Annotated in this window: 24 protein-coding genes; 9 read left to right on the top strand and 15 right to left on the bottom strand. The window is 71.8% G+C overall.

Going from position 1 to position 25,895, the window contains the following annotated elements; translation table 11 throughout:
- Positions 1 to 36 precede the first annotated feature (36 nt).
- A complete protein-coding gene (locus AERO9AM_RS00695) occupies positions 37 to 1,236 on the top strand; it encodes an FAD-dependent oxidoreductase (protein WP_159574427.1) in 1,200 nt (399 codons plus the stop codon).
- A gap of 51 nt (positions 1,237 to 1,287) precedes the next feature.
- Here AERO9AM_RS00695 and AERO9AM_RS00690 read toward each other — a convergent pair whose 3' ends face one another.
- A complete protein-coding gene (locus AERO9AM_RS00690) occupies positions 1,288 to 1,437 on the bottom strand; it encodes a hypothetical protein (protein ID WP_159574426.1) in 150 nt (49 codons plus the stop codon).
- 172 nt (positions 1,438 to 1,609) lie between these two features.
- Here AERO9AM_RS00690 and AERO9AM_RS00685 point away from each other — a divergent pair, with 172 nt between their 5' ends.
- On the top strand, positions 1,610 to 2,149 hold the full coding sequence (locus AERO9AM_RS00685; RefSeq protein ID WP_159574425.1) for a GNAT family N-acetyltransferase: 540 nt from the start codon (positions 1,610 to 1,612) through the stop codon (positions 2,147 to 2,149).
- Positions 2,150 to 2,163: 14 nt separating this feature from the next.
- Here the strand turns inward: AERO9AM_RS00685 and AERO9AM_RS00680 are convergent, their stop codons facing one another.
- Together AERO9AM_RS00680 and AERO9AM_RS00675 are read right to left on the bottom strand one after the other, a co-directional pair.
- Entirely contained in the window at positions 2,164 to 2,361 is a 198-nt protein-coding gene (locus AERO9AM_RS00680; protein WP_159574424.1) for a DUF2795 domain-containing protein, read from the bottom strand.
- On the bottom strand, positions 2,361 to 2,558 hold the full coding sequence (locus AERO9AM_RS00675; protein WP_159574423.1) for a hypothetical protein: 198 nt from the start codon (positions 2,556 to 2,558) through the stop codon (positions 2,361 to 2,363). Before AERO9AM_RS00675 ends, AERO9AM_RS00680 begins: the two co-directional genes overlap by 1 nt.
- 144 nt (positions 2,559 to 2,702) lie before the next feature.
- On the opposite strand from AERO9AM_RS00675, the gene AERO9AM_RS00670 reads away from it, so the two are divergent.
- Positions 2,703 to 4,340 (top strand): acyl-CoA dehydrogenase family protein, encoded by a 1,638-nt coding sequence (locus AERO9AM_RS00670; protein WP_159574422.1) that lies wholly within the window; start codon positions 2,703 to 2,705, stop codon positions 4,338 to 4,340.
- A 130-nt stretch (positions 4,341 to 4,470) separates the two neighbouring features.
- Here the strand turns inward: AERO9AM_RS00670 and AERO9AM_RS00665 are convergent, their stop codons facing one another.
- The 3 genes from AERO9AM_RS00665 to AERO9AM_RS00655 form a co-directional block, all read right to left on the bottom strand.
- Positions 4,471 to 5,967 (bottom strand): sugar porter family MFS transporter, encoded by a 1,497-nt coding sequence (locus AERO9AM_RS00665; RefSeq protein ID WP_159574421.1) that lies wholly within the window; start codon positions 5,965 to 5,967, stop codon positions 4,471 to 4,473.
- 132 nt (positions 5,968 to 6,099) lie between these two features.
- Positions 6,100 to 7,497 (bottom strand): Re/Si-specific NAD(P)(+) transhydrogenase subunit beta, encoded by a 1,398-nt coding sequence (gene pntB, locus AERO9AM_RS00660; protein WP_159574420.1) that lies wholly within the window; start codon positions 7,495 to 7,497, stop codon positions 6,100 to 6,102.
- Positions 7,494 to 9,053, bottom strand: coding sequence for a Re/Si-specific NAD(P)(+) transhydrogenase subunit alpha (locus tag AERO9AM_RS00655; protein ID WP_159574419.1), 1,560 nt, complete (start codon positions 9,051 to 9,053; stop codon positions 7,494 to 7,496). Before AERO9AM_RS00655 ends, pntB begins: the two co-directional genes overlap by 4 nt.
- Positions 9,054 to 9,251: 198 nt before the next feature.
- On the opposite strand from AERO9AM_RS00655, the gene AERO9AM_RS00650 reads away from it, so the two are divergent.
- Positions 9,252 to 9,689 (top strand): hypothetical protein, encoded by a 438-nt coding sequence (locus tag AERO9AM_RS00650; protein WP_159574418.1) that lies wholly within the window; start codon positions 9,252 to 9,254, stop codon positions 9,687 to 9,689.
- A 99-nt stretch (positions 9,690 to 9,788) separates the two neighbouring features.
- Positions 9,789 to 11,105, top strand: coding sequence for an alpha/beta hydrolase (locus tag AERO9AM_RS00645; RefSeq protein WP_159574417.1), 1,317 nt, complete (start codon positions 9,789 to 9,791; stop codon positions 11,103 to 11,105).
- Between the two features lie 46 nt (positions 11,106 to 11,151).
- Here the strand turns inward: AERO9AM_RS00645 and AERO9AM_RS00640 are convergent, their stop codons facing one another.
- Both AERO9AM_RS00640 and AERO9AM_RS00635 read right to left on the bottom strand, forming a co-directional pair.
- Complete coding sequence (locus AERO9AM_RS00640; RefSeq protein ID WP_159574416.1) at positions 11,152 to 12,462, bottom strand: cation:proton antiporter; 1,311 nt, start codon at positions 12,460 to 12,462, stop codon at positions 11,152 to 11,154.
- Positions 12,463 to 12,647: 185 nt separating this feature from the next.
- Positions 12,648 to 13,580, bottom strand: coding sequence for a LysR family transcriptional regulator (locus AERO9AM_RS00635; RefSeq protein WP_159577286.1), 933 nt, complete (start codon positions 13,578 to 13,580; stop codon positions 12,648 to 12,650).
- 96 nt (positions 13,581 to 13,676) lie between these two features.
- Between AERO9AM_RS00635 and AERO9AM_RS00630 the strand changes: the two genes are divergently transcribed.
- Positions 13,677 to 14,717, top strand: coding sequence for a YeiH family protein (locus AERO9AM_RS00630; RefSeq protein WP_236602434.1), 1,041 nt, complete (start codon positions 13,677 to 13,679; stop codon positions 14,715 to 14,717).
- A gap of 153 nt (positions 14,718 to 14,870) precedes the next feature.
- Here AERO9AM_RS00630 and corA read toward each other — a convergent pair whose 3' ends face one another.
- The 5 genes from corA to AERO9AM_RS00605 form a co-directional block, all read right to left on the bottom strand.
- A complete protein-coding gene (corA, locus tag AERO9AM_RS00625; RefSeq protein ID WP_159574415.1) occupies positions 14,871 to 15,887 on the bottom strand; it encodes a magnesium/cobalt transporter CorA in 1,017 nt (338 codons plus the stop codon).
- 121 nt (positions 15,888 to 16,008) lie between these two features.
- Positions 16,009 to 17,277, bottom strand: a complete 1,269-nt coding sequence (locus AERO9AM_RS00620) for a serine hydrolase domain-containing protein (protein ID WP_159574414.1) — start codon at positions 17,275 to 17,277, stop codon at positions 16,009 to 16,011.
- 273 nt (positions 17,278 to 17,550) lie between these two features.
- Positions 17,551 to 18,276 (bottom strand): response regulator transcription factor, encoded by a 726-nt coding sequence (locus tag AERO9AM_RS00615; protein ID WP_159574413.1) that lies wholly within the window; start codon positions 18,274 to 18,276, stop codon positions 17,551 to 17,553.
- The gene (locus AERO9AM_RS00610) at positions 18,273 to 19,634 is read right to left on the bottom strand and encodes a sensor histidine kinase (protein ID WP_159574412.1); all 1,362 of its coding nucleotides are present in this window, start codon (positions 19,632 to 19,634) and stop codon (positions 18,273 to 18,275) included. Before AERO9AM_RS00610 ends, AERO9AM_RS00615 begins: the two co-directional genes overlap by 4 nt.
- Entirely contained in the window at positions 19,631 to 20,206 is a 576-nt protein-coding gene (locus AERO9AM_RS00605; protein ID WP_159574411.1) for a hypothetical protein, read from the bottom strand. The genes AERO9AM_RS00610 and AERO9AM_RS00605 overlap by 4 nt, the downstream gene beginning before the upstream one ends.
- A gap of 95 nt (positions 20,207 to 20,301) precedes the next feature.
- Here AERO9AM_RS00605 and AERO9AM_RS00600 point away from each other — a divergent pair, with 95 nt between their 5' ends.
- Both AERO9AM_RS00600 and AERO9AM_RS00595 read left to right on the top strand, forming a co-directional pair.
- Positions 20,302 to 20,508 (top strand): ribbon-helix-helix protein, CopG family, encoded by a 207-nt coding sequence (locus tag AERO9AM_RS00600; protein WP_159574410.1) that lies wholly within the window; start codon positions 20,302 to 20,304, stop codon positions 20,506 to 20,508.
- A complete protein-coding gene (locus AERO9AM_RS00595; protein ID WP_159574409.1) occupies positions 20,505 to 20,870 on the top strand; it encodes a type II toxin-antitoxin system death-on-curing family toxin in 366 nt (121 codons plus the stop codon). Before AERO9AM_RS00600 ends, AERO9AM_RS00595 begins: the two co-directional genes overlap by 4 nt.
- 130 nt (positions 20,871 to 21,000) lie before the next feature.
- Here AERO9AM_RS00595 and AERO9AM_RS00590 read toward each other — a convergent pair whose 3' ends face one another.
- A complete protein-coding gene (locus AERO9AM_RS00590; RefSeq protein ID WP_159574408.1) occupies positions 21,001 to 22,386 on the bottom strand; it encodes an ATP-dependent DNA helicase in 1,386 nt (461 codons plus the stop codon).
- 115 nt (positions 22,387 to 22,501) lie between these two features.
- Between AERO9AM_RS00590 and AERO9AM_RS00585 the strand changes: the two genes are divergently transcribed.
- The gene (locus AERO9AM_RS00585; RefSeq protein WP_159574407.1) at positions 22,502 to 23,620 is read left to right on the top strand and encodes a hypothetical protein; all 1,119 of its coding nucleotides are present in this window, start codon (positions 22,502 to 22,504) and stop codon (positions 23,618 to 23,620) included.
- A gap of 14 nt (positions 23,621 to 23,634) precedes the next feature.
- Here AERO9AM_RS00585 and AERO9AM_RS00580 read toward each other — a convergent pair whose 3' ends face one another.
- Positions 23,635 to 25,779, bottom strand: a complete 2,145-nt coding sequence (locus tag AERO9AM_RS00580; RefSeq protein ID WP_442923244.1) for a cytochrome c oxidase assembly protein — start codon at positions 25,777 to 25,779, stop codon at positions 23,635 to 23,637.
- Positions 25,780 to 25,895: the final 116 nt, after the last annotated feature.

Raw genomic sequence — 25,895 nt, 5'->3', positions numbered from 1 at the left:
CTCTGTTCTCTTCCAGACTATCGAAAGGCCGATCCGATGCCCAAGGCGCTCATCATCGGCGGCGGAGTCGCCGGACCCGCCGTCGCCCTCTTCCTGCGACGCGCGGGCTGGGAGGCGGAGATCTTCGAAGCACGCCCTCACCCCGATGCCTTCGGCGGCCTCTTCCTCAACGTCGCCACCAACGGCCTTGCCGTGCTCGACACCCTCGGGCTCAAGGAGCGCCTGCTCGAAGACGGCCACCTCGCGCCGTACATGCGGATGCGCAGCGGCCGCGGCCGCATCCTGGGCACCGTGCCGAACGGCCCCGCCGGCGAGCCCGAGCGCGGCAGCGTCGTGGTGCGCCGCGAGTGGCTGAACAGCGTGCTGCGCGAGGCGACCGAACGGGAGGGCATCCCCCTCACCTGGGGCGCGCGACTCGAGCGCATCGAGGAGACCGCCGACGGCGTCACCGCGCATTTCGCCGACGGCACTCGCGCAACGGGGGACATCCTCATCGGCTGCGACGGCGTCGGCTCCCCGACGCGCCGGTGGATCGATCCCGACGCACCGGAGCCGACGTACAGCGGGCTGCTCAGCATCGGCGGGTTCGCCCGCGTGGAGGGACTCGCGCCGACCCCGCTCACGCAGCACATGATCTTCGGATCCCGCGGCTTCTTCGGCTACCTCGTGCGCGAGGACGGCACAGTGTTCTGGTTCGCGAACCCGGCGCGTGCGGAGCAGGACCGCGACGAGCTGCGGGCGGTGCCGAGCGAGACGTGGATCCGGGAACTGCGCGCGCTGCACGCCGACGATCCCTACCCGGTGCCGCAGATCCTCGACAACGTGACCGGGACGGTCGGCGCCTACGGCATCTATGAGCTCCCGCACGTGCCGCGCTGGCATCGCGGCCGGGTGGTCGCCATGGGCGACGCCGTGCACGCGACCTCGCCGAGCGCCGGCCAGGGCGCCTCACTCGCCCTCGAGGACGCGGAGACGCTCGCCCTCTGTCTGCGCGATCTCCCCGACCACGGGCAGGCGTTCGCCCGGTATCAGGACCTCCGCCAGCGCCGGGCGGAGGACGTCGTCGCATACTCCCGCGCGATCAGCCGGCAGAAGACGGTCACCTCCTCGAAGCTCGCCGTGCTCCTGCGCGACGCCCTGCTCCCGCTGTTCCTGCGCGGCGCCATGAAGGACACCCGCAACAACCACCTCTACAACCACACGATCCCGTGGGAGCGCTCCGTCCTCGACGTGTGACCCTCGAGCATCGCGACGCCGTGCGCTCCGTGCGTTCCGATCCGGGCTCCGTCAGAGCCCTTCGATCGAGCCCTCGAAGCCGAGGGTCGTCTCCACGTCCGGCGGCGGCAGCGGGCGGCCCTCCTCGTCCACGTCCGTCATGTCCTCGTCGAGCGCGTCCTGCTGCTCGTCGACCTCGTCGGCGTCCTCGTCACGCCCCATCCCGTCCTCCTTCGCGATGGCGGATCCGGAGCAGAACGGCGTCGATCGGCCGCGGCCGACCCGGATCCGGTCTTTCGTCGGCAGGCTATGCCGCGACCCCGGGATTGACAAGACCCACGAGGATCCGAGCCCGGCACGCACGCTGTCGGCACCCCTGGGTAGCGTGTAGCTCATGATCCAGCACCCCGCGGTGACGCTGCGCCCACGCACCGACGCGGACTACGACGCGCTCTACGCGCTCGCCGCCGAACTCGAGACCTGGGAGCAGCGCAGTCCGCTCCGCCCCGCGGCGATGACCCGGAAGGGCTGGGAGGCGCGGGTCGCCGAGTACGACGCCGACCCGAACGGGAACCTCAGCTTCGTGGTCGACGTCGACGGCGAGGCGGTCGGCACCGTGAGTCTCTTCGACATCGACGGGTTCACCGCCACGGCGGAGGTCGGCATCGCACTCGCCGCACCGGCACGCGGCCGGGGCATCGGCTCGGAGGCGATCCGGCAGATCGTCGAGTTCGGGTTCGTCCGCGCCAACCTGCGCCGCCTGCACCTCGAGGTGATCGCCTCGAACGCCGGGGCGATCCGGGTGTACGAGAAGGCCGGCTTCGTCGTGGAAGGGCGCCAGCGCGAGCACGCCTGGGTGCGCGGACATTACGAGGACATCGTGCGGATGGGTCTGCTCCGCGACGAGTGGCGCGCCGCGCTCGGCGACCGCTGAACCGGTACGACCGGTCAGCGGTCGCCGAACAGCTCCTCGATGACCTCGACCGGCCCTTCGTAGCGCCGATCCGGCAGGCCGGCGAGCGCATCGACGATCACATCGGCGGCGCCGCGGTCCTTCGCCGCGGCGACCAGGTCGTCCCGCGACGCCGGGTAGGCCACTCCGGAGAGGTGCTCCTGCACGGCGAGAGGATTCGGGTGGATGGCCATCACGCCCCTCCCTCCTGCGCCGCCTCCGCATCATGCGCGATCGGATCCTCATCCTCCTCGACCGCGGTCGGGTGGCGCTCCTCGGCCTGCGCCGGCGGCTCGTCCTGCAGATACGCCCGGTCGTCGTTCGGATCGCCCGAGCCGGTCGTCCGCTGCGTCTCCTCGTCCGGATCCGTCGGGTTGCCCTGCTCGCTCATCTCTTCCTCCTTCGCGGCGCCCGGTGCGGCGCCGGACTCCCATGTCACCTCGTGCGGCACGGCGGGCCCAGGGTCTTGACAGCGCCGTCGTCCGCCGTCTGCGATGGCGTAGCGTCGGAACGGACCGTGATCGAAGGGGATCCCATGGCCACGCACACCATCACGAACCAGGCTCCGCCGCGCGTGGACGTCGATGAGTTCGCTCTGGATGCGCCCCTCGTCGCGGCGGTGCGGCGTCACGGCGCCACCTGGGCCGAGCCCGAGCTCGCCGCGACCGGACGGCTCGTCGGGTCTGCGGGGTTCCAGCGCGACGCCGAGCTCGCAAATACGCACGAGCCGGTGCTCACCGCGTTCGATCGCTGGGGCCGGCGCATCGACGAGGTCGAGTACCACCCCTCCTATCACCGGGTGATCGGCGCCGCGGTCGCCGCCGGAGCCCACACCGCCGCCTGGGCCGCCCCGCGCCCCGGCGCGCAGGTGGCGCGTGCTGCGCAGTTCCTGCTGTTCGCCCAGGTGGAGCCCGGCCACGCCTGTCCGGTGTCGATGACCCACGCGGTCGTCCCGGCGTTGCAGCAGTTCGCGCCCGCCGATCTGCGCGAGCTGTGGATCCCGCGGCTGCTCTCCCGCGACTACTCCCCCGACCTCTCACCCGGCAAGACCTCGGCCCTGTTCGGGATGGCGATGACCGAGAAGCAGGGCGGATCCGACGTGCGCGCGAACAGCACCGCCGCCGTCCCGGCGGGCGACGGATCCTGGATCCTCACCGGGCACAAGTGGTTCTGCTCCGCCCCGATGTCGGACGGCTTCCTCGTGCTCGCACAGGCGCCCGGCGGGCTCAGCTGCTTCCTCGTGCCGCGCGTGCTGCCGGACGGATCCCGCAACCCGTTCCTCATCCAGCGCCTCAAGGACAAGCTCGGCAACCGCGCGAACGCCTCGAGCGAGGTCGAGTTCGACGGCACGGCGGGCTGGCTCGTGGGCGACGAGGGCCGGGGCGTGCGCACGATCATCGAGATGGTGAACCAGACTCGGCTGGACTGCATGCTCGGCACCGCCGCGGGCATGCGGCAGGCGACGGCGGAGGCGATCTGGCACGCGCAGCATCGCGCCGCGTTCGGCGCCCGGCTCGTGGAGCAGCCCGCGATGACGGAGGTGCTCGCCGACCTCGCCATCGAGACCGAGGCCGCCATCACCGCATCGCTGCGGGTGGCGGCGGCTGACGAGGCCGATGCCGACGCGACGGACGAGCCGTTCCGGCGCCTGGCCACCGCCGTGCTGAAGTACTGGATCTGCAAGCGCGGGCCCGGCCACGCGTACGAGGCGCTCGAGTGCCTCGGCGGCAACGGCTACACCGAGGCGTTCCCGCTCGCCCGCCGCTACCGGGAGCAGCCGGTGATGGCGGTGTGGGAGGGATCCGGCAACGTCATCGCGCTGGACGTGCTGCGCGCGATCGCCCGCGAGCCGGAGACAGCCGACGCGTTCCTCGCCGAGGTGCGCCTCGCCGTCGGCGCCGACGCCCGGTTCGACGCCCACGTCGACGACGCCGTGCGCCTGCTCCACGACGTGCAGCGGGATCCCGCGTCCGCGGAGGCGCAGGCGGGGGCGCGCCGGCTCACCGAGTCGCTCGCCGTGGCGCTGCAGGGGTCGCTGCTGCTGCGCCACGCTCCCGCGACGGTGGCCGACGCCTTCGTCGCGACGCGCATCGGCCCGGTCCGCGGGTTCCTCTACGGCGGTGTGCCGACCGGTGCAGCAGCGGCCATCGTCGCCCGGCACGCGGGGGAATGAGCGTCCGGCGGCGGCCACCTCGCGGCGTTCCTCGGGCCGCCGGTCGCGCCGGGGCCGCCCCCGCAGCTCCGCGGTCTGGCTGGCGCCGTCGACGGTTCCGGGCGCCGCGCACGGCGGTCGGAACCGTCGGTCACTCCCCGGCCACGGCTCCGGCCGCGCCGTCCTTGTGGTGCAGCGGGACCACGCCGGTCGCCGCGTCCATCTCCTCGAGCGACATGCCCTTGGTCTCCTTCACGAACTTCGCCACGAACAGCAGCGACAGCAGCGCGAACGCCGCGTACAGGCTGTAGGCCAGACCCAGGGAAAGGCTCTTCAGCGGTGGGAACGTGACGGTGATCACCCAGTTCGCCGCCCACTGTCCGGCCGCGGCCAGCGACAGCGCGGCCGCACGGAACCGGTTCGGGAACATCTCGCCGAGCAGCACCCAGACCACCGGGCCCCAGCTCATCCCGAAGAACACCACGAACAGGTTGGCCGCCACGAGCGCGATCGGCCCGGCGGCGCCGACGAGATGCGGGTCGCCCTGCGGCGTCAGCGGCGCCGTGCCGAAGCACACAGCCATGGTGGCCAGCGTGACGATCATGCCCGAGGATCCGATCATCAGCAGCGGCTTGCGGCCGACCCGGTCGACGAGCAGGATCGCCGCGATGGTGGTGGCGATGTTCACGACCGAGGTGAACACGCTGATGCCGAACGACGCGCTCTCCTTGAAGCCGACCGCCTCCCAGAGGATGTTCGAGTAGTAGAAGATCACGTTGATGCCGACGCCTTGCTGGAACACCGACAGCAGCAGGCCCACCCAGACGATCGCGTAGACCCCGCCGCCCGGCTTGCGCATGTCGCGCCAGCTCGGCTTGACGTCGTGGTCGATGCTCTCGTGGATCCGGCCGATCGTGACCTCGAGGTTCTTCTCACCGAGCAGGATCGTCAGCACCTTACGCGCCTCGGGGATCCGGTGCTTCGCGATGAGGTAGCGGGGCGATTCCGGGATGGTCGCCGACAGCACGCCGTAGAGGATCGACGGCACCGCCATGGCGAGGAACATCCAGCGCCAGGCCGGCAGGCCGAACCAGAAGGTCTTGTCGGCCCCGCCGGCCGCCGTCGCGAGCAGCCAGTCGACCAGCAGCGACAGGAAGATGCCGGTGACGATCGCCATCTGCTGCAGCGATCCGAGCCGGCCGCGGATCCGGGCCGGCGAGGTCTCGGCGATGTACGCCGGCGCGATCACCGAGGCCATGCCGATCGCGACGCCGCCGACCACGCGGAAGATGACCAGCGTCCACAGCTCCGGAGCGAGGCCGGTCACCACGGCGCTGATGAGGAAGAGCAGCGCGGCGATCTGCATGACCCGCACCCGACCGATCCGGTCGGCGAGGCGCCCGGCGGTCATGGCTCCGACCGCGGCGCCCAGCAGAGCGGAAGCCACCGCGAAGCCGAGCAGGGCGTCATTGACGCCGAACGCGGTCTTGATCGACGCGACCGCGCCGTTGATCACGGCGCTGTCGTAGCCGAAGAGCAGGCCGCCGAGCGCCGCGACGGAGGCGATCTGAACGATGCGCTTGCCGTCGCCGACGTCCTCCTCCCCGTAGATCGACGGCTCATCGGCGGATGCGGCGAACTCGCTCATGCTCGTGTCCTCTCCTTCGAGTGCGGTCCCCCCGGAACACGACTTCGTCCGACGGACTCCGTGGTTCGTTCGTACGCCCTCCGGGCCGGATCCGCAATCGTCTTGCCGCGCGTCGCCTCGACCGCTCCCGGGTCAGAGCGCCGCGATGATGTCCTCCACGCGCTGCTTGGCGTCGCCGAACAGCATCTGCGCGTTCTCGCGGAAGAACAGCGGGTTCTGCACGCCCGCATAGCCGGCCGCCATGGAGCGCTTGAACACGATCACGTTCTCGGCCTCCCACACCCTCAGCACCGGCATGCCCGCGATGGGGCTGCCCGGATCCTCCGCCGCAGCGGGGTTGACCGTGTCGTTGGCGCCGATCACGAGCACCACCGAGGTCGACGCGAGGTCGTCATTGATCTCCTCCATGCTCAGCACGATGTCGTACGGCACCTTGGCCTCCGCCAGCAGCACGTTCATGTGGCCGGGCAGGCGTCCCGCCACCGGGTGGATGCCGAAGCGCACCTCGACGCCGCGCTCGCGCAGGCGACGCACCAGGTCGGCGACGGGGTACTGCGCGTGCGCGACCGCCATGCCGTAGCCGGGCGTGATCACGACGCTCTTCGCACCGGTGAGCATCTCCGCCGCGCTCTCCGCGGTGATCTCGCGGTACTCGCCCTGTTCCTCGTCGGAGGACGACGAGGCCACGATCCCGAAGCCGCCGGCGATGACGGACAGGAACGACCGGTTCATCGCCTTGCACATGATGTACGAGAGGTAGGCACCGCTGGATCCGACGAGCGCACCGGTGACGATGAGCAGGTCGTTGTTCAACAGGAAGCCCGCCGCGGCCGCGGCCCAGCCGGAGTAGCTGTTCAGCATCGAGACGACCACGGGCATGTCGCCGCCGCCGATCGAGGCGACCAGGTGCCACCCCAGCGCGAAGGACAGCACGGTGATCGCGATGAGCAGCCACAGCTGCTGGTCGATCACGAACCACACCGTGAGCACCAGGAACGCGACCAGCGCGAGAATGTTCAGCGCGTTCTTGCCCGGCAGCATGAGCGGCTTGGAGGAGATCCGCGCCGACAGCTTGAGGAAGGCGACGATGGATCCGGTGAAGGTCACCCCGCCGATGAAGATCCCGATGAAGACCTCGGCGTTGTGGATCCCGACCAGCGCCGGGGCGATGTCCGCGTGCGCGAGGTGGCCGTTCCAGCCGACCAGCACGGCGGCGAGGCCGACGAAGCTGTGCAGCAGGGCGATGAGCTCGGGCATCCCGGTCATCTCGACGACCCGCGCGCGCCACAGCCCGATGCCGGCGCCGACGAGCACGGCGACGAGCAGGAGCACGAGTCCGATCACGGCGCCCGTGGACCAGGCCTTCGCCACGGTCAGCGAGACCGTGGCGAGCAGGGCGATCGCCATGCCGGAGATGCCGAAGATCACCCCGGAGCGCGCGGTCTCGTGCTTGCTGAGACCGGCGAGGCTGAGGATGAACAGCAGGGCCGCGACGATGTACGCGGCGGTGGAGACGGCTCCGACGGTCACTTCTGGCCGCCCTTCGTGAACATGGCGAGCATGCGGCGGGTGACCGCGAACCCTCCGAAGATGTTGATGGATGCGAGCAGCACCGCGACCGCGGCGATCACCTGCACGACGGGATTCGGATCTGTGATCTGCAGCATCGCCCCGACGACGATGACACCGGAGATCGCGTTGGTCACCGACATGAGCGGGGTGTGCAGCGCGTGGTGCACCTTGCCGATCACGTAGAAGCCGATCACCACCGACAGCGTCAGCACCGTGAAGTGCTGCGGCAGCGGTGCGGGTGCGAACGCGTTCACCGCGAACAGCGCCGCGATGCCGAGCACGATCAGCAGCGCCTTGCGTCCCGCCGAGAGGCCCTTCTTCGCGGGCGCCTCCCCCTCCGGTCCCTGAGCCTGTCGACCGGAGGCCACCGGGGCCTTCGCGGGCGCCGCAGCCACCTGCACGGGCGGCGGCGGCCAGGTCACCGCGCCGTCGCGCACGACCGTCACCGAGCGCTGCACCACGTCATCGAAGTCGATCGTGAGCACCCCGTCCTTGCCGGGCGTGAGCAGCGTCACGAGGTTCGCCACGTTCGTGCCGTACAGCTGCGAGGCCTGGGCGGCCAGGCGCGAGGCGAGGTCGGTGTAGCCGAGGATGATCACGCCGTTGTCGGTCACGACGCGCTCGCCGGCGACGGATCCCTCGACGTTGCCGCCCTGGCCGGCGGCCATGTCGACGATCACGCTGCCGGGCTTCATCCGGGCGACGTCGGAGGCGGTGATGAGCCGCGGCGCCGCACGGCCGGGGATCAGCGCCGTGGTGATGATGATGTCGACGTCGGCCGCCTGCTCCGTGTAGATCTCGGCGGCCCGGCGGTCGTACGCCTCGCTCGTCGCCTTGGCGTAGCCGTCCGTGGACTTCTCCACCGCCACGTCGACGGGCAGGTACTCGCCACCGATCGAGGTGACCTGGTCGGCGACCTCGGGGCGCGGATCCGTCGCGCGCACGATCGCGCCCAGGCTCGAGGCCGCGCCGATCGCGGCGAGACCCGCGACGCCGGCACCCGCCACGAGGACCTTGGCCGGGGGCACCTTGCCCGCCGCGGTCACCTGGCCGGTGAAGAACCGGCCGAACTCGTGCGCGGCCTCCACCACGGCGCGGTAGCCGGCGATGTTGGCCATCGAGCTCAGCACGTCCATCGACTGGGCGCGCGAGATGCGCGGCACCGCGTCGAGCGCGAGCGCGGTGATCCCCCGCTGCGCCAGCGACTCCACGAGGTCGGGACGCAGGGCCGGCGACAGCAGCGCGATGATCGTCGCTCCATCGGCGAGCAGCGCGATCTCCTCGGGGCCGGGCGCGGTGATCGCCAGCACGACCTCCCCGCCCCACGCCTGCGCGCGGTCGACGAGGGTCGCTCCGGCGTCCGCATAGGCGTCGTCGGGGTACGACGCCGCCGATCCTGCACCGCGTTCCACGACCACCTCGTGGCCGAGCTTCCGCAGCGACCCGACGGTCGCCGGGGTCGCTGCGACGCGCGCCTCGCCCTCGGGTTCGCGGACGATGCCGATGACTGCCATTCCTACCTCCTCCGTGCCCGTCGGCGATGACGGGCCTGTGCGCACTGCACGACCGGGGCGGCCTCGCCCCGGGGACAACCTGCTCAGAGTACTGAGCCGGTTCGCGCGGATCCCTCGGCTTTTCGCGATCTTACGCGCAAAGAAACGCGGATCTTTGCTCCCTGGCAACGAGCACCGCCACCCCGTAGGCTCGAGGGCATGGCACCGGATCCTCGGCTCATGACACTGCTCGGAGACTGGACGGGGACGGAGGAGCTGTTCCCCACGGCATGGACCGAGGCGGGCACTGCCCGCGGTGCCCTCAGCGTCGAGCCGGGGCCGGGCGGGATCCTCCTGGACTACGTCGAGTCCCGCGACGGCGCCGAGGGAGCGCCCCTCGTGGCGCACGGTGTGGTCGCCGGCACCGGCTTCTGGTGGTTCGACACCTACGGCTTCACGCCGGCCGCCCCCGGATCCGCGGAGTGGGCCGACGAGAACCTGGTGCTGGAGCGCCGCTCCGACCGGGGCCGCACGGTGATGCGGCTGCGCGCCGACGGCGACCGGCTGGCGGTCGAGCTGGACACCGCCGTGCCCGCGGACGCCGCGCTCGCGCCGCTGGTGCGCGGCGTCTACACGCGGCAGCCCGCGCAGAACTGAGCGGCCAGGGCTGAGCACACCGGGCGGCAGGAGGCCGCCCGGGGCCGGGGGCTATAGTCGCAGCTGTGCCGCCCGGCATCCCACGGTCAGGAGCCTTCGATGAGCTGGTTCTTCGCACTGAACGTCATCGACGGTCCGGTGCCGTTCGCGATCTGGGGCCTGACGGCGGTCGGCATCATCGTGCTGCTGATCCGGCGCCCCACGCCGGCCTGGTTGTGGCGCATCGTGATCGCGCTCGCCCTCGGCATCGGTCTGGGTGCGGGGCTGGTGCTGTGGATCAACGGATCGAAGCTCTTCGGCGCCGCCCTGCCGTTCGCGGTCGGGTTCTGGGCGCCCGCGGGCTTCGCGACGATCCTGCTCGCGATCGTCTCGCTGTGGGAGCGCGGCGTCTGGCGCAAGGTCGTGGCGGCCCTCCTGGTGATCCTCGCGCTGCTGTCGACGATCCTCGGGATCAACGCCGCCTTCGGCATCAACACCACCGTCGGCTCTCTCCTCGGCGTGTCCGCGGAGGACCGGATCGATACGCTTCCGAAGCCCGCCCCCACCGAGACCACGAGCGGCCCGCTCTACAGGACCTGGACGCCGCCGGCGGGCATGCCCGCCAAAGGCGAGGTCAAGCGTCTGAGCGGCGCCTACGCGATCCCGTCCACGGGCGGATTCGCGCCCCGCGATGCGGCGATCTACCTGCCCCCGGCCGCACTCGTGCCGGACCCGCCGCGTCTTCCGTTCGTGGTCATGATGATGGGCTACACCGGCTCTCCGGATCCCACGTTCATCGCCAAGGCGCTCGACGCGCTTGCGGCCAGGAACAAGGGCCTCGCCCCGATCGTGATCGTCGCAGACCAGCTCGGGTACGGCGGAGACCAGGTCGGCGGGCCGGATCCGACCTGCGTGAAGAGCACGAAGTACGGGGACGTCCCGGGATACTTCAACACCGACGTGCCCGCGTACGCAGTGAAGAACCTGAACATCACCCTCGATCACGCCGACTGGACGATCATGGGCTACTCCAACGGCGGGGCCTGCGCCTTCACCTGGGCGACGCAGCATCCGGACATCTGGGGCAACGTCATCGGCATCTCACCCGACGAGTACCCGGGCGTGGAGTGGCGCGCCGACGCCATCAAGACGCTCTACGGCGGAGACGAATCGGCGTTCGAGGCCAACATGCCGGCGGCGGGCATCGCGGCGCATCCGGGCGCCTTCGCCGGCCATCTCGCGGTCTTCACGGTCGGCGAGCAGGACACGGGCTTCATCCCTGGGGTGCAGCGCAACGCCAAGCTCGCGGAGGACGCCGGCTTCTCGACCACGTATCACGTCGTTCCCGGCGCGGAGCACGTCACCGGCGCCCTCGACGGCGGCATCCCGTTCGCCATGGAGCTGCTCTACAAGCGCGTGGGCCTGTCCGCACCGTGACCCTGTCGCAGCGGCCGAAGAGGGTGCGCCGCCGGCCGCGGGCGGCTCAGTGCGCCGCCGCCGCGCTCTCCCCCGCACGGGCGCCGGGGGCGAGCCGACGCAGCACGAGCGGTGCGGCGACCCCGTGCAGCAGGATGCTGCCCACGACGGTGACGACCATGACGAGCAGCACCAGGTTGCCCTCATCGTCGGGGAGGGCGTTGTACGCCAGCAGGCCGAACACGATCGTGGCGGTGCCGCGCGGGCCGAGCAGACCGATCCGGACGCGGTCGCCGCGGCCGACGGAGCTGCCCATGAGCGAGAGGTACACCGGCCCGAGCCGGAGCAGCGTGAGGGCGAGCAGTGCGAGCACGAGCACGCGCCAGTCGAACGACTCGGTGAAGGCGAGCAGGGCCGCGCCGCCCAGCATGAACCAGACGAAGTTCGCGGTGAGGGTGCCCACCTCCTCGACCAGCAGCAGTTCGGCGTGCGGGATCACCCGCACCTCCATGCCGCGCGTGCGGGCGACGCGGTACATCAGCCCCGCGACGAAGGCCGCGACGAAGCCGTTCGCCTCGATCGCCGGGATGGTCGCGATCCCGTAGGCGATGAGCGGCAGCAGCAGCATCGCGTAGCGCGCGCCGCCCTCGCTCGCGACGCCGCGGTCGCGCGCGATCCGCAGGATCAGGCCGATGAGGCCGCCCAGCACGACGCCGATCGCGATCGCCCAGAGCGTGGCCGGCACGGCGTTGAGGAACGCCTCCGCCATCTTCTCGCCGTTGTGGTCGAGCTCCTTGTCGGTGATCGTGACCGAGTCGGATCCTGTTGCGACCGCCTCGTGCCACACCGGCGCGAGCACGACGGCGATCGGCAGGGCCATCCCGAAGATCGGCGAGACGAGGCCGTCGTTGTAGCCGCTCTCCACGTTGAGGATCGCGCGGATCCGCTCCGGCAGCCGCTTGGTGCGCAGCAGCCGGGCCGCCGGGGCGAAGTCGGTCGGCATCACCACGCAGGCGATCACGCCGATCACCACGAAGGAATCCGGGATCAGCAGCACGCTCGCGATCGCCGTGAGCAGGAGCGACAGCGGCAGCGCGATGAGCACGAGCCGGGCGGTGATCCGGCCCTCTCCGCCGAAGATCCCGCCGCGCACTTCGGTCGCGTCCGCGAACAGGAGGAGCGAGAGGATGACCTCCACGATCTTCTCGGTCAGCGGGGCGTCGAGCGCGGCGCCGTACGAGGTCAGATCCCACACCGTTGTCGCGGCGCCCAGCACGAGCAGCATGGCCGGCCCCGCCACGCCCCAGCGCTCGAAGCGCCGGGACACCAGGGACCACAGCAGCACGGCGGCGAGGCCGAAGAGCACGAGCGGGGGCATCCGGATCCTTCCAGGGCGACGATCAGAGGGTACCGCGGGACGGCGCCCTCCGACCCCTGAGCGGCGGCGCAGGGGCCGCTTCGCCGCGCTGCGCTCGCTCGGGAATCGGGTGCGGCTGGGGGCGTCCGTCGGCCCCTGAGCGAGGCGGAGGCGGGGCGATGAGCGAGTCGGAGGCGGGGCGGGCCTCAGGAACCGGGACGGCCCTGGTCGCGCGCCGTCCGCACGGCCACGTCGATGAGCTCCCGCCCGGCCGGGGGGAGGTCGCGCGCGCCCCCGCGCCAGAGCGCCGTGATGGGCCGCACGATCGGGTCGCCGGCGGTGCGCACGGCGCGCAGCCGCCCGAGGCGGATGTCGTCGGCGGCCTCCCGGCGGCTCAGCACCGCGGCGCCCAGCCCGTCGGCGACCGCCGAGCGCACCGCGGCGGAGGTCGGCAGGACCACCGCGGGCTCGGCGGCGGCGCGATCGAGCCGTCGGCGCACCTCGTCCTCCCAGGCCCGCCGGGTGCCGCTGCCCTGTTCGCGCGCCACGAGCGGTTCCGCGGCGGCCACCTCGAACGCCACGGGTCCGTGGCCGATCCACGGGTGCCCCGGCGCCACGACGAGCACGAGCTCGTCGCGGTCGACGGTGGTCGAGCCGAGGTCGGCGGGCACCTCGCTCGACTCGATGAAGGCGAGGTCGGCGCGCCCCTCGCGCACGAGCGCCTCGGCGTCGGCGCTGTTGCCCGACAGCAGCTGCACCGCGGTGGGCGTGCGCCCCGCACCGAGCTGGTGCCGGCGCAGCGCCACGAGCCACCTCGGCAGCAGCCGTGCCGACACGGTCTGGCTCGCCGCGACCGTGAGCCGCGCGCTGCTCTCGCCGCGCAGGGTGCGTGTCGCCGCCTGGAAGCGCCCCGCCGCCGCGAGGACGTCATCGGCCCAGGACGCGACCACCTCGCCCTCGAGCGTGGGCCGGCTGCCCGACGGCGTGCGGTGGAACAGCGACAGCCCGAGCTGGCGCTCGACGGCGCGCAGGCGTGCGGAGGCGGACTGCTGGGTCACGCCGGTGTCGCGTGCTGCGGCCGAGATGGACCCGGTGCGCACGACGGCGACCAGCAGCTCGAGCGAACCGAGATCCGGCATCGATCCGTTCGGCATGCGCACCCCACAGTCTCCGCCTGTATCCCCATCGAGCCTAGCCGGATACCGCGGGCTTTGGCGACGCGGGAACGTGGAGACATGATGTTCCGTCCCGCCCGCACACTGTCGTCCCGCCTCGCGATGCGCACGGCCGAGGTGCTGCCGGGGCTCGCGCTCACCGCGCCGATCGCGGTCGTGGCCACCGTGATCGGCGCCCTGGTGCCGGTGCTCGGATCCGCCCTGCCCGCGATCGTGATCGGGGTGGCGGTCGCGGTGATCCGGCGTCCCGGCGCGACCTTCGGGCCGGGCATCGAGTACTCCGGCCGGTTCCTGCTGCAGGTCGCCGTGGTGCTGCTCGGCGCGCAGCTATCGCTCGACGCGATCCTGAGGGTCGGCGCGGAGTCGCTGCCGATCATGCTCGCCACGCTCGCCGTCTGCCTGCTGGGCACCGCGGTGATCGGCCGTGCACTCGGCGTGGCCCCGCGGCTGCGCACCCTGATCGGCGTGGGCACGGGCATCTGCGGCGCCTCGGCGATCGCGGCCGTCTCTCCGGTGATCGGCGCGCTGAGCGCCGAGATCTCCTACGCGGTCTCCACGATCTTCGTGTTCAATGTCCTCGCCGTGGTGCTGTTCCCCCTGCTCGGGCACGCGCTCGGGATGGATCCGCACACGTTCGGTCTGCTGGCGGGTACCGCGGTCAACGACACGAGCAGCGTGGTGGCGACCGCGAGCGTCTTCGGCGCCTCGGCGCTCGGGTTCGCCGTCGTGGTGAAGCTGGTGCGGACGCTCATGATCATCCCGATCTCCGTCGGGCTCTCCGTGATCGAGTCGCGCCGGTCGCTGGGCGGGCAGCGGATGACGCTGCGGCGGGCGATCGGCCTGGTGCCGTGGTTCCTCGTCGGGTTCCTCGCCGTCGCCGTGCTCGGATCCCTCGGCACCATCCCGGCGGGCGTCCGCGAAGCGATGGTGCACGTCAGCGGGTTCCTGATCGCGACGGCCATGGCGGGCATCGGGCTGTCCACGGATGCGGTGGCCCTGCGCCGTGCGGGCTGGCGCCCGCTGCTGCTCGGCGCGATCCTGTGGATCCTTGTCACCGCCACCGCGCTCGCGGTGATCGCGCTCACGGGTTCCGGCCGCTGAACGTCTCCGACCGAGGGCCCTTCCCCTCGTTCAGGTCGCGATTTCTGCTGTTCCCGCGACGTCGTGGAGCAGAATTCGCGACCTGAACGAGCAAGGGACGGCCGGGGATCCGGATCCGATCCGGGTCCGGATCCGATCCGGATCTGGATCCGCCTAGAGCCAGCCGCGCTTCTTGAAGACGAGGTACAGCACGAAGGCGCCGCCGACCATGAGGCCGATCGCCATCGGATAGCCGAACGGCCAGGCCAGCTCCGGCATCCCGTGGAAGTTCATGCCGTAGATGCCCGCGACGATCGTCGGGGCGAAGAAGATCGCCGCCCAGCTGGAGATCTTCTTGACCTCCTCGCCCTGGCGGATGCTCTCCTCGGTCATCCGGCGCATCTCCTCGTTCTGGCGCCGGGCGACGATCGTGGCCTCCACCGTGAGCGCGTTGTCGAGATTGGCGCGGAAGGTCGCCACCCGCTCGGCGAGCGCGATGATGTGGTCGAGCACGTCGCGCAGATAGCGCTGCAGCTCGAGGTCGACCGCGTACTTGGCGGATCCGCGCAGCAGGTTCTCCAGCATGGGCTGCAGCGGCTGCGTCGCCTTCTGGAAGTCGATCACCTCGCTGGACAGCTCGTAGATGCGCTGCGTGACATCGGAGTCGTCGAGGAACAGCTGCGCCTCGATCTCGTCGATGTCGTTCTCCACGCCGGCCAGCACGGGCGAGTACTCGTCGACCAGTTCGTCGAGGATCGCGTACAGCACGGCCTCAGGACCGCGCGCCAGCAGCTCGGGATCCTGCTCCATGCGCCCGCGCACGCGGCTCAGGCTCGGGGTCTCGGCGTGCCGGATGGTGACGACGAAGTTCGGCCCGACGAACACGTGCAGCTCGCCGAACTCCACCTCCTCCGCGGCGTCGAGGTAGCGGGCGGGCCGGAGCACGACGAACAGGGTGTCGCCGTAGCGTTCGAGCTTCGAGCGCTGATGCCCGGTCAGCGCGTCCTCGACGGCCAGCTCGTGCAGGCCGAACTCGGCGGCGACCTGGCGCACCTCCACCTCACTGGGCCGGTACAGGCCGATCCAGCCCATGCCGTTGCGATCGCGCATGAGCCGGAACGTCTCGGTCAGCGTGTGCGGGGTGTCGGTGCGGACGCCGTCCACGTAGATGCCGTTGTCGACGATGGCCATGGCTGCTCCTCGGTTCGTGCGGCGCTCCGGCGGCTGCCGCCCGGCCACCGCGCCCCGAGAGGCTCCACGGCGGACGGCGAGGACAGACCCTCGGCGCGAGGGAGGCGTCGAACGACCCGGATCAGCCCTGCGGGAGCGGGCAGACGGCCGCGCCGTCGACCGCCTTAGCGTAGTCCTCCGCGGTGAACGGCAGTGCGAACTCCGGCGCGGTGCGGCCCTTGCCGGGCGCTGCCTTAGAGGCGATCGCGGCGAGCTCGAAGCCGAGGTTCCCGATGAATCCGGATCCGGCCGTCGAGTCGTTCAGCACCACCACGACGGTGAACCCGGTGGCGGGGTCGGCGTAGGCGGCGGTGAGGTAGCCGGGCGTGCCGCCGTGCTGGCCGATCATGGATCCGACGAGGTAGCCGCCTCCAGTCGTCTGGTACCAGCTCGGCGCGCCGTCGGCGACCGGGAGCGGGGATCCGAAGCGCTTGGGCGTCTTCTTCAGGCGCAGCGCCTGCACCGCCTCGGCCTGCATGTACCGGCCCAGATCCTTGATCGTGGAGACCACTCCGGAGTCGGTGTAGCCGTTGCTGGACGAGCTCACCGTGATGTCGGTGGGCTTGGCGCACTGATAGGCGCCGTCGACCTGCGCGAGGTAGGAGCCCTGCAGCGCGGGCGCCGGGCTCGGAGCAGCCGCCTTGGGCGCGGGCAGCGACGTCGCGTTGAGCCCGAGCGGCGCGGTCACGTACTGGCGGATGAGCTGCGCCGCGGTCTGCCCGGTGGCGCGCTCCAGCGCCTGGCCGAGCAGCAGGTATCCGGCGTCGGAGTCGCGGTATCCGGTATGCGCCGGGGTGCGGTTCTGCGCGAGACCGTACGACGCGAGCTCCTTGGGCTCCCAGCGGCGATCCGGGTTGTTCAGCCACATCGGCAGCGCGGTCGCCTCCGACGAGCCGATGCCGCCCGTGCCGTTGCACAGGTCGAGCAGGGTGACGTCCTGCAGATCGGGGACGCCGGAGACGTACTCGGTGATGCTGGCGTCGAGCTTGACGGTGCCGCGGTCGGCGAGCGCGTACAGCACGTCGCAGGTCATCAGCCGGGTGACGTCGCCGATGCGGAACGACATGTCGGTGCTGACCGGCGTCTTGTCCCCGGTCGCCACGGTGCCGAGGCCCGTCACGTACGAACCGCTCCACGGCACCCACACGCCCAGGATCGCCCCGCTCGACCCGCTCGCGGCCATCGCACGCTCGACGGCGCTCTTCAGCTGATCCTGCACCTCGGAGGGCAGGGCGCCCTCGACCTGGGGCTTCGGGCTGAACGTGGGGACGGCGGCATCGCCGGCGCACCCGCTCAGCACGAGCACCGCCGCGATCGCGCCGGCGATCAGCGCGCCCGCTCGCCGCCTCATCTTCCCACCCATACGCCCCCCTGACGTTCCTCACGATTGTAAACGGGCGCATCTTCGGCCGACGTCATCCCTCCGGATGATCCGCGTCGGCGCCCGCAGTCCGTCACGGACCACGGGCGCCCCGGCCGTGCCGCGCCGACCGGTGCGCGGGCTCGGCTGATGCGGGTCTCCCGATGCCGGGTCGGCTGACGCGGGTCGCCCGACGCCGGGTCGGCTCACGCGCCGGGTCGCCTGATGCGGGTCGCCCGATGCCGGGTCGGCTGACGCGCCGGGTCAGGAACCGGGCGTGCTGCCGAGCCCTCGCGCGATCGCCTGCGCCCTATCGCGCACGCCCAGCTTCGCGAACAGCGCGTTGATGTGCGTCTTCACCGTCGCCACCCCGACGAACAGCGTCGAGGCGATCTCCGCGTTCGACCGCCCCCGCAGCACGAGCGCGTAGACCTCGCGCTCCCGCGCGGTGAGCGCGGGGAACCGCTCCGCCAGAGCCTCGGCGGAGAGGGGATCCGGTCCCGGCGGGGATCCAGGATCGCGTCTCGACGGGGATCCTGGATCCGCGTCGGGTACTGCCGACGATGCGCCGATCCTGCCGAGCAGCACCTCGCGCACCGGATCCGAGAAGGTGCTCTGACCCGCCGCGACCGCGCGGATCGCCGCAGCGAGCTCCGCGCGGCCCGCGTCCTTGGTGAGGTAGCCACGGGCTCCGGCGCGGAGCGCGGTCACGATGTCGGCATCGTCGGCGAACGTCGTCAGCACGAGCACCGCGGTCTCCGGGGTCTCGGCGGTCACCCGCCGGGTCGCGGCGGCGCCGTCCAGCACGGGCATGCGCAGGTCCATGAGCGCGACATCGGGCCGCTCCGCCGCGATGAGCGCCACCGCCTCCGCGCCATCGGCCGCGGTGCCCACGACCTCGAAGTCGTCGACGAGCCCCAGCACGGTCTCCATTCCGTCGCGGATGATCGCCTGGTCGTCGGCGAGCACGATCCGGATGCGGGCGCTCATGCCCGGGCCTCCACGCGGAGCCGGAAGAGCTCGCCCTCCGCGGTGCGGACCGTCCCCGCCGTCACCGTGCCGTCGATCGCCGCGAAGCGCTCCCGCACACCGCGCAGGCCGAAGCCGCCGCCGGTCGCGGCGAGTCCCGCACCGCGGCCGCCCGCGCCCTCGACAGGCATCGCGTTCTCGATCGCGCACTCCACCCGGTCAGGATGCCAGACGAGGCGGATCCGCACCTCGGCGCCGGGCGCGTGCTTGCGGGCGTTGCTCAGCCCCTCCTGCACGGCACGGACCAGCGCCTCGGCGAGCGCCGCAGGGACCGCACGGGGCTCGCCGAGCTCTTGGACGTGCACCGTCGCGGCGTCCTCCCCGGGGAGAAGCCCCGCGAGCCGTGCGGAGAGCGCGGCCGGATCCACCGTCGCCGCGCCCGGGCCCGGATCCGGCGTCGCGATCGCGGGCGTCCACGTCGCGGTCGCCGGCGTCACGGTCTCCGGCGCGCCCTGCTCGGGTCCGCGCAGGGCGCGCACCGCCTCGCGGGCCTCGTCCAGCCCCTCGACCGCGAGCCGCCGCGCGGCGGTCACGCGCGCGGCCGCGCGTTCGGTGTCGCCCGCTTCGAGCAGCGCCTCCGCCGCGTCGAGCTGCACCACCAGGCCGCCGAGGCTGTGCGCGAGCACGTCGTGCAGGTCCCGAGCGATCGCCACGCGGTGCGCCGTGGCCTGCGCCCGCACGGCTTCGGCGTTCGCGCGCTCCCGTTCCGCGGCCAGCACGCGCTGTGCCCGGCGGCCGAGCCCCGCCACGACCGCCAGGATGAGCCCGGCGATCACGGCCAGCACGCCGATGACGTTCACGTCGACCGCGCCGGCGAGCCCTGCGACCGTGAGAGCGGCACCGGTTGCGGTCGCCAGGGCTGCGGCGAGCGCGGCGGTGCCCCACACCACTGGGGAGTTCGCGGGTTCGCTCGTCACCACGAGCACCGCCACCACGAGCAGCGCCGTCCCGAGGCCCTGCGTGGGGACGGCCGTCAGCCCGCCGCCGAGGAGCATGAGCGCCAGCAGCAGCGCCGCGAGCGCGCGCACCCCGGCGCCCTGCGGTGCGGGTTCTACGGCGCCCTGCGGTGCGGGGTGCGTTCCGGTACCGGGAGCTTCCGGATCGGGCCCGCCCCGCCGCTGCCGCGCGCCCTGCTGCACGGCGAGGGCCGTGCGCGCCACCCAGGCGGCGACCCCCACGGCCGTCACGACGAGGGCCCACGCAGCGGTGTGCGGTGCCCCGCGCCACAGGCCGTAGAGCACGGCGAGAGCGCCGGCGAGGTTGATGCCGGCGCTCCACGGTGTCGTCGCCGCGACGGGCGGCAGACGGAAGCGGGTCACGAGACCATCATGCGCGCCGTTGCGCCGCGAGTGCCGGCGCGGCGCAGCCCGTCGACCCGGCCGTGCAGCACGACGGTGCGCGCGGCGCGGTTCGCGGCGAGCACCAGAAGGATCAGCCCGGTGGAGACGCCCAGGTGGGATCCGAGGCTCTCGAACGCGAAGGTGAGCCCCACGCGCACGCCGATCAGCACGACCCAGAGCGCGAGACCCCAGGGGCCCGTCCGCGTCTCGAACTCCGCGAGGGCCCTGGCCGCCGCCTTGGCCGAGAGCCCGCTGGTGTCCGCCGCGTATCCGGCCGGCCGGGCGATGGGGCGGATGTGGGCGATCGCGCCCATCGCGAGCCCCACGCCCAGCGCGATGACCACCTCGACCAGGAACGCGACCACGTCGATGACACCGAGCGAACGGCCGTTCAGCGACTGCAGCAGGAATGCGGCGCCGGCCACGGCGGCGATCCCCGGGAACATCCAGTCGCGGCCGCCGAGCACGGGGCGCCAGTTCATCTGCCGGACCGCGATGATGCCGACAGCCAGGAGGATCAACAGGACGTTGGAGAGCACGGAGAGGTTCATGTCCTCGATGCTCCTCGGATCCCGGATCCGGCGGCACCACCCGCGGGTGGAGATCCGCGCCCGACGGGTGGAGATCCGCGTTGTATCATTCTGGTATGGCCATGACCGTGCGGATCCCTGCGGAGCTCGATGCTCAGCTCAGTGAGCTCGCCGCGCGTCGGCACACGTCCAAGCACGCGCTGCTCATCGAAGCGGCCGATCGCTTCGTGCGCGAGGAGGTGACGACCGCCGAGGCCGTGTCGATCGCTCTCGGCGTCGCCGACCGTTACGCGGAGCTGATCGCGAAGCTCGAAGACGCGTGATCCGCTACGTCGAGCTGCCCCAGGCGGTGGCGATCCTCGACGCCCTGGGTCTGAAGGTGCGCGACCTCGGCCTTCTCGCATCGGCGCTCGCGCGCCCGGCGAGCGCGATGTTCGGCGTCGAGGCGTACCCGGAGATCGAGGTCAAGGCCGCCGCGCTGATGTCATCCCTCGCCCAGAATCACCCGCTGTACGACGGCAACAAGCGCTTCTGCTGGATCCTGACCCTGACCTTCTTGGAACTCAACCGCATCCGCATCGACATGGATACCGACACTGCGTTCGATCTCGTGCTCGCCACCGCGCAGAGCCGGATCGAACTGCAGGAGATCGCGGTGATCCTCGCCGCGCACGTCGGGCGCTGAGACCCGCGCGCTCCCGCACCCACCGTCCGGGACCACGCGGAATCAGGCGATCGCGCGAGAACAGGCGGATCCGGATCCTGCCGGCCTGACCCGGCGTGATCGCCTGATCTCGCGATGCGCACAGGGCGCGTCAGCTACGAACCTGCGGCGTGGAGTCGCCCTGTCGTGCCTCCCAGGCGGCGCGCATGAAGCGGCGCACGTCCTCGTCGACGCGGATGTCGCGGGGGCGCAGCGGACGGGTGAGGTAGAGACCGTCAAGCGAGGTGAGCCGAGACAGGGCGACGTAGGTCTGCCCGGGTGCGAACGCGCCGGATCCGAGGTCCACGATCGCGCGGTCGTAGGTCTTGCCCTGGGACTTGTGGATCGTGACGGCCCAGGCGAGCCGCAGGGGGAACTGCGTGAACTCCGCGACCACCTCCCGCGAGAGCGTCTTCGTGCCCGGGTTGTAGATGTAGCGATAGCGCTCCCAGACGGCGGGTTCGACGTCCACCTCCTCGCCGTCGATCTCGACCCGCACCGTGTCGCCGAGGATCCGCACGACCGTGCCGATCGTGCCGTTGACCCAGCGCGGCGGATCGGGGGCGGCGGAGACGTCGTTGCGCAGGAACATCACCTGCGCACCCTCCTTGAGCTGCAGCTCGGCGTCGGCCGGATAGTTCGCCTCGCCGCGGCCGAAATCTCCGGAGATGTCGGCCTTGGCCTTCTGCACCTTGCCCGGCAGCGCTGCGAGGTGCCGGGCGTTGATGCCGTTGACGATGTCGTTTCGCGTGGCGAGGGTGATGATCGGGATCTCGCCGGGAGCCGGATCCGGAGGCGTGCGGGCACCGGCCGTGTTCAGCGCCTCGGCGATCTCGGCGGTCACCCGGCCGTAGCGCACCGCGTTGAGCATGGCCTTGAACCCGGCGTCGGACTGCCGGTGGATGTGCACGAGCTCGCGCACGTGCAGCTTCGCCCCGTGCTCGCCGATGTCGAGCAGGCCGTCGGATGCCTCGCCGCCGGTCCACACCTTCGCGTCGAAGAACCAGAACGAGCGGTAATGATCCTGGATGTAGCGCAGCTCGTCGCCGCGCGGCGGCACGGGCGCGAGCTGATACGGATCCCCGAACATCACGACCTGCACCCCGCCGAACGGCTCTCCCCGGCGGCCCCGCGCCTGCCGCAGCGACCGGTCGATCGCGTCCATCAGATCCGCGTTGACCATCGAGACTTCGTCGATCACGAGCGTGTCGATCGCGTTCAGGATCTTGCGGGTCGCATCCGACTGATCGATCTCGCTGTCGGCGATGAGACCGATCGGCAGCCGGAACAGCGAGTGGATCGTCTGGCCCTCGACGTTGAGCGCGGCGACTCCCGTGGGCGCGCACACGGCGATCTGCTTCTGCGTGTTGTAGGCGAAGTGCTGCAGGAGCGTCGACTTGCCGGTGCCGGCGCGGCCGGTGATGAACACGTGCTCTCGGGTGTCCTCGATCAGCCGGAACAGTTCTTCCTGTTCGGCGGAGAGGGTCGGCGTGCTCACGGTCTTCGGATTCTACCGGCGCCACGCCGTGCCGGGTGCCGGCCGTGCCGACGTCGCGCGACCACGTCCGACGCACTCGGGCTTCCCGCAGGCGGGCTTTCGTAGACTGACGCACATGGTGCAGTCGGCGGGGGTGCTGGCGCCAGGCGTGCGGGCGCGCCGGGCGCGGACCGCGCGACGTCGTGCCCCGCTCTGGGCCGACCTCACCCTGCTCGCCGTGGTCGGCGTCGTGCTCGTGGCCGCTCTGGCGGCCGGCGGACTCACCGTCTACCGGCAGTTCTACAGCCCCTCGGCGTTCGTGACGCGGTACCTGACGATGCTCGCCGAGGGCCGCGCCGCCGACGCGCTGCGCCTGCCCGGGGTGGCGATCGGACACGGCGATCTCGACAACAGCACCTTCCGCAACGCCTCGGACGCACTGCTGCGCCGTGCCGCGCTGGGCTCTCTCACCGACATCACGGTGACCGACGAGCATCCGCAGGGCGACGCCACCGCCGTCACCGTGCACTACAAGGCCGGCGGCCACCCCGGCACCAGCACGTTCCTGATCGCGCAGGACGGCTGGATCGGCGTCGCGCCGTCGTGGGAGTTCGCGCAGAGCCCGCTCGCCGTCATCTCGCTCACGGTGCGCGGATCCGACCGCTTCTCGGTGAACGGCTTCGAGCTCGACCGCCGGCAGGTCGCCGCGAAGGGCGCCGAGTCGTCGGCTCTCGACCCCGTGCCGATGCTGGTGTTCTCCCCGGGGCTGTACTCCGTGTCGGTGAAGACGTCGACGGCGACGGCCAGCGGCATGGGCGTGCTGGCCGACAAGCCCCTCGCCGACGTCCCGCTGGACGTCCAGGCGAAGCCCACGGCCGAGTTCGTGAAGGTGGTGCAGCAGCGGGTCAACGAGTTCCTCGACCAGTGCACCACCCAGACCGTGCTGCAGCCCACCGGCTGCCCGTTCGGCCTCACCGTGCAGAACCGGGTGGTCGACGGCCCCACGTGGAGCATGGTGCGGCCCCCGGAGATCACGCTGGAGCCCGACGACGACGGCTGGAAGATCCCGCCCACCGATGCCACCGCCCACGTCAAGCTCGACGTGAAGTCGCTCTACAACGGCACCGTCTCCCACGTCGACGAGGACGTCCCGTTCCAGGTGGACGGCTCGATCCGGTTCCTGCCGGACGGATCCGCCTCGATCAGCATCACCTCGCCCGAGCAGTCCGCGAACCCGCCCGGATCCGAGGGCTGAGTCCCGGCCGCGGCTCAGCGCCCGCGGGAGGCAGCGCGGCGGTCCTTCTCGGCGAGCTCGGCGAGGCGCGCGTTGTACTCCTCGAGCTCCGCATCGCCGCTGCGGTCGGCGGCGCGGTCCGCCCGCTTCTGCATGCGGGCGTCGCTGCGGCTCCACTGGATAGCGACGGTGATCGCCAGGATCAGCGTCGGGATCTCCCCCACCGACCAGGCGACGCCGCCTCCGACGTACTGGTCCTGCAGCGGGGTCGCGCCCCAGGTGCGCCCCATCGCACCGAACCACTCCGCGACCATCAGGCCGGACTGCATCATGATCGCCATGCCGAAGAAGGCGTGGGTCGCCATCACGGCGATGAGCGTGATGAGCCGCCCCGCATAGGGCAGCCGCTGCGGAACCGGATCCGCGCCGATCAGGCTCAGCACGAAGAGGTAGCCCGAGATGAGGAAGTGCATCGTCATCCACTCGTGGCCGATGTGGTCGGTCATCGCCCAGCGCACGAGGTCGGTGAAGTAGAACGCCCACAGCGACAGCACGAAGATCGCCGCGGCCACGAACGGGTTCGTGACGATACGGGAGAACGGCGAGTGCACGGCCCACAGGATCCACTCCCGACCGCCGCGGGTGCCGTCGTCGCGCTTGTCGATCGCGCGCAGGGCCAGGGTGACCGGGGCGCCCGAGACGAGCAGCAGCGGGATCGCCATCGACAGCATCATGTGCCCGAGCATGTGCACGCTGAACAGGTACTCCTGGTAGGCGTTGATGGCACCGCCGGTGACCCAGACGAGTGCCGCCATGCCGAGGATCCAGAACACGGTGCGGTGGATCGGCCAGGCGTCGCCGCGCGCCCGCAGCCGGCGCACGCCGAGCAGGTACAGCACGACGCCGAGCACCGCCGCCACTGCCCAGATGAGGTCGAGGTTCCACATGGTCAGCCAGCGCACCGGCGTGAGCTCGGGCGGCAGGGCGGATCCGGTGAGGATCTCGGCGGCGGTGCGCACGGCGGGCGCCTCGAGGCCGGCGGGCGGGGGCGTGCGGGCCAGTGCGGCGGCGAGCCCGGAGGCGATGCCCATCAGGGCGAGCTCGAGCAGCACCAGGGTCCAGAACGGGCCGGATCCGCCCGACTCCAGCTTCGGGATGAGCCGGGTGCGGTAACGGGCGCCGAGCGCGCCGAGCAGGATCAGCACGACCGCCTTGGCGACGATGATCCCGCCGTACGGGGTGAACATGCCGGCCCAGTCGCCCACCGCCACGATCGAGCGGGCGACGCCCGACACGGCGACCACGACGTAGGCCACGAGCGCGAGCGAGGAGTACCGGCGCACGACCGCCGCGAACGTGACACCGCCCCGGGGCGGCCTGCCCTTCGCGGTCTTCTGCGTGTTCGCCGTCTTCGCGCCCGATGCGCCGCCGCGGGCCCCGGCCTTCCCGTCTGACGCGCCCAGCTCGCTGCGGGATCCCCGCAGCACGATGAGCAGCAGCAGTCCGCCGATCCACACCGCCGCACCGACGGTGTGCAGCAGCAGAGAGTTCACGGCCGCGTCGTGCCCGCTGAGGTCGCCGGCATGGCCCTGGGTGGCGAGGGGGATGAACGACGCCGCCGCGAGGATCGCGGTGAGCAGCGTCGCCGTCCAGCCGCGGAACGCGAACGCGGCGATCGTGATCACGGCGCCCGCGAGCACGGTCATCAGCCAGGCCTGCCCCAGCGGCAGCTCGAGCAGGAAACGTCCGAGCTGGGCGCCGAACTCGGGGCCGGCGCTGAGCTTCACGCCGAGGGTCTGCAGGAACGTGAACAGCCCGGCCACGGCGCTGGCGACGGTGTAGACGGCCGCGCCGATCGAGGCGGTGTCCAGCGCGATCTCGAACGACCGCGCCCCGCTGCGCAGCGCGAACAGGGCAAGCACGAGGGATCCGAGCATGGCCGCCGCGCCGAGGTTGCTCAGCGTCGTCACGACCGGGAGGCCCCAGCGCACCACAGGGCCGGGATCGAGGAGGAGGTTCGGCGCGGCGCCCCCGCCGAAGACGAGGCCGGCGATCACGGCGAGGAACGCGGCGCCCACGAGGATCACGGGCCCGGCGATGCGCAGGGTGGCGGATCCGGCGGCCAGGGCCGTGCGGTCGGCGCCCGCCTGGGGGCGGACCCCGGTGGAGGGGCGATTCACCCCTCCAGCCTAGGCGCGCCGCCTGTGCGTGCCGTCCGGGCGCCGCACCACCTGCGACAGGCGCCCCCGGACACGCAGAAGGCCGCCCCCGAAGGGACGGCCTTGCGAGGCGGAGC

Origin of the sequence: Microbacterium sp. 8M, from assembly GCF_902506375.1 — a bacterium.
Classification (GTDB): domain Bacteria; phylum Actinomycetota; class Actinomycetes; order Actinomycetales; family Microbacteriaceae; genus Microbacterium.
This window is presented reverse-complemented; position numbering and strand designations above follow the sequence as displayed.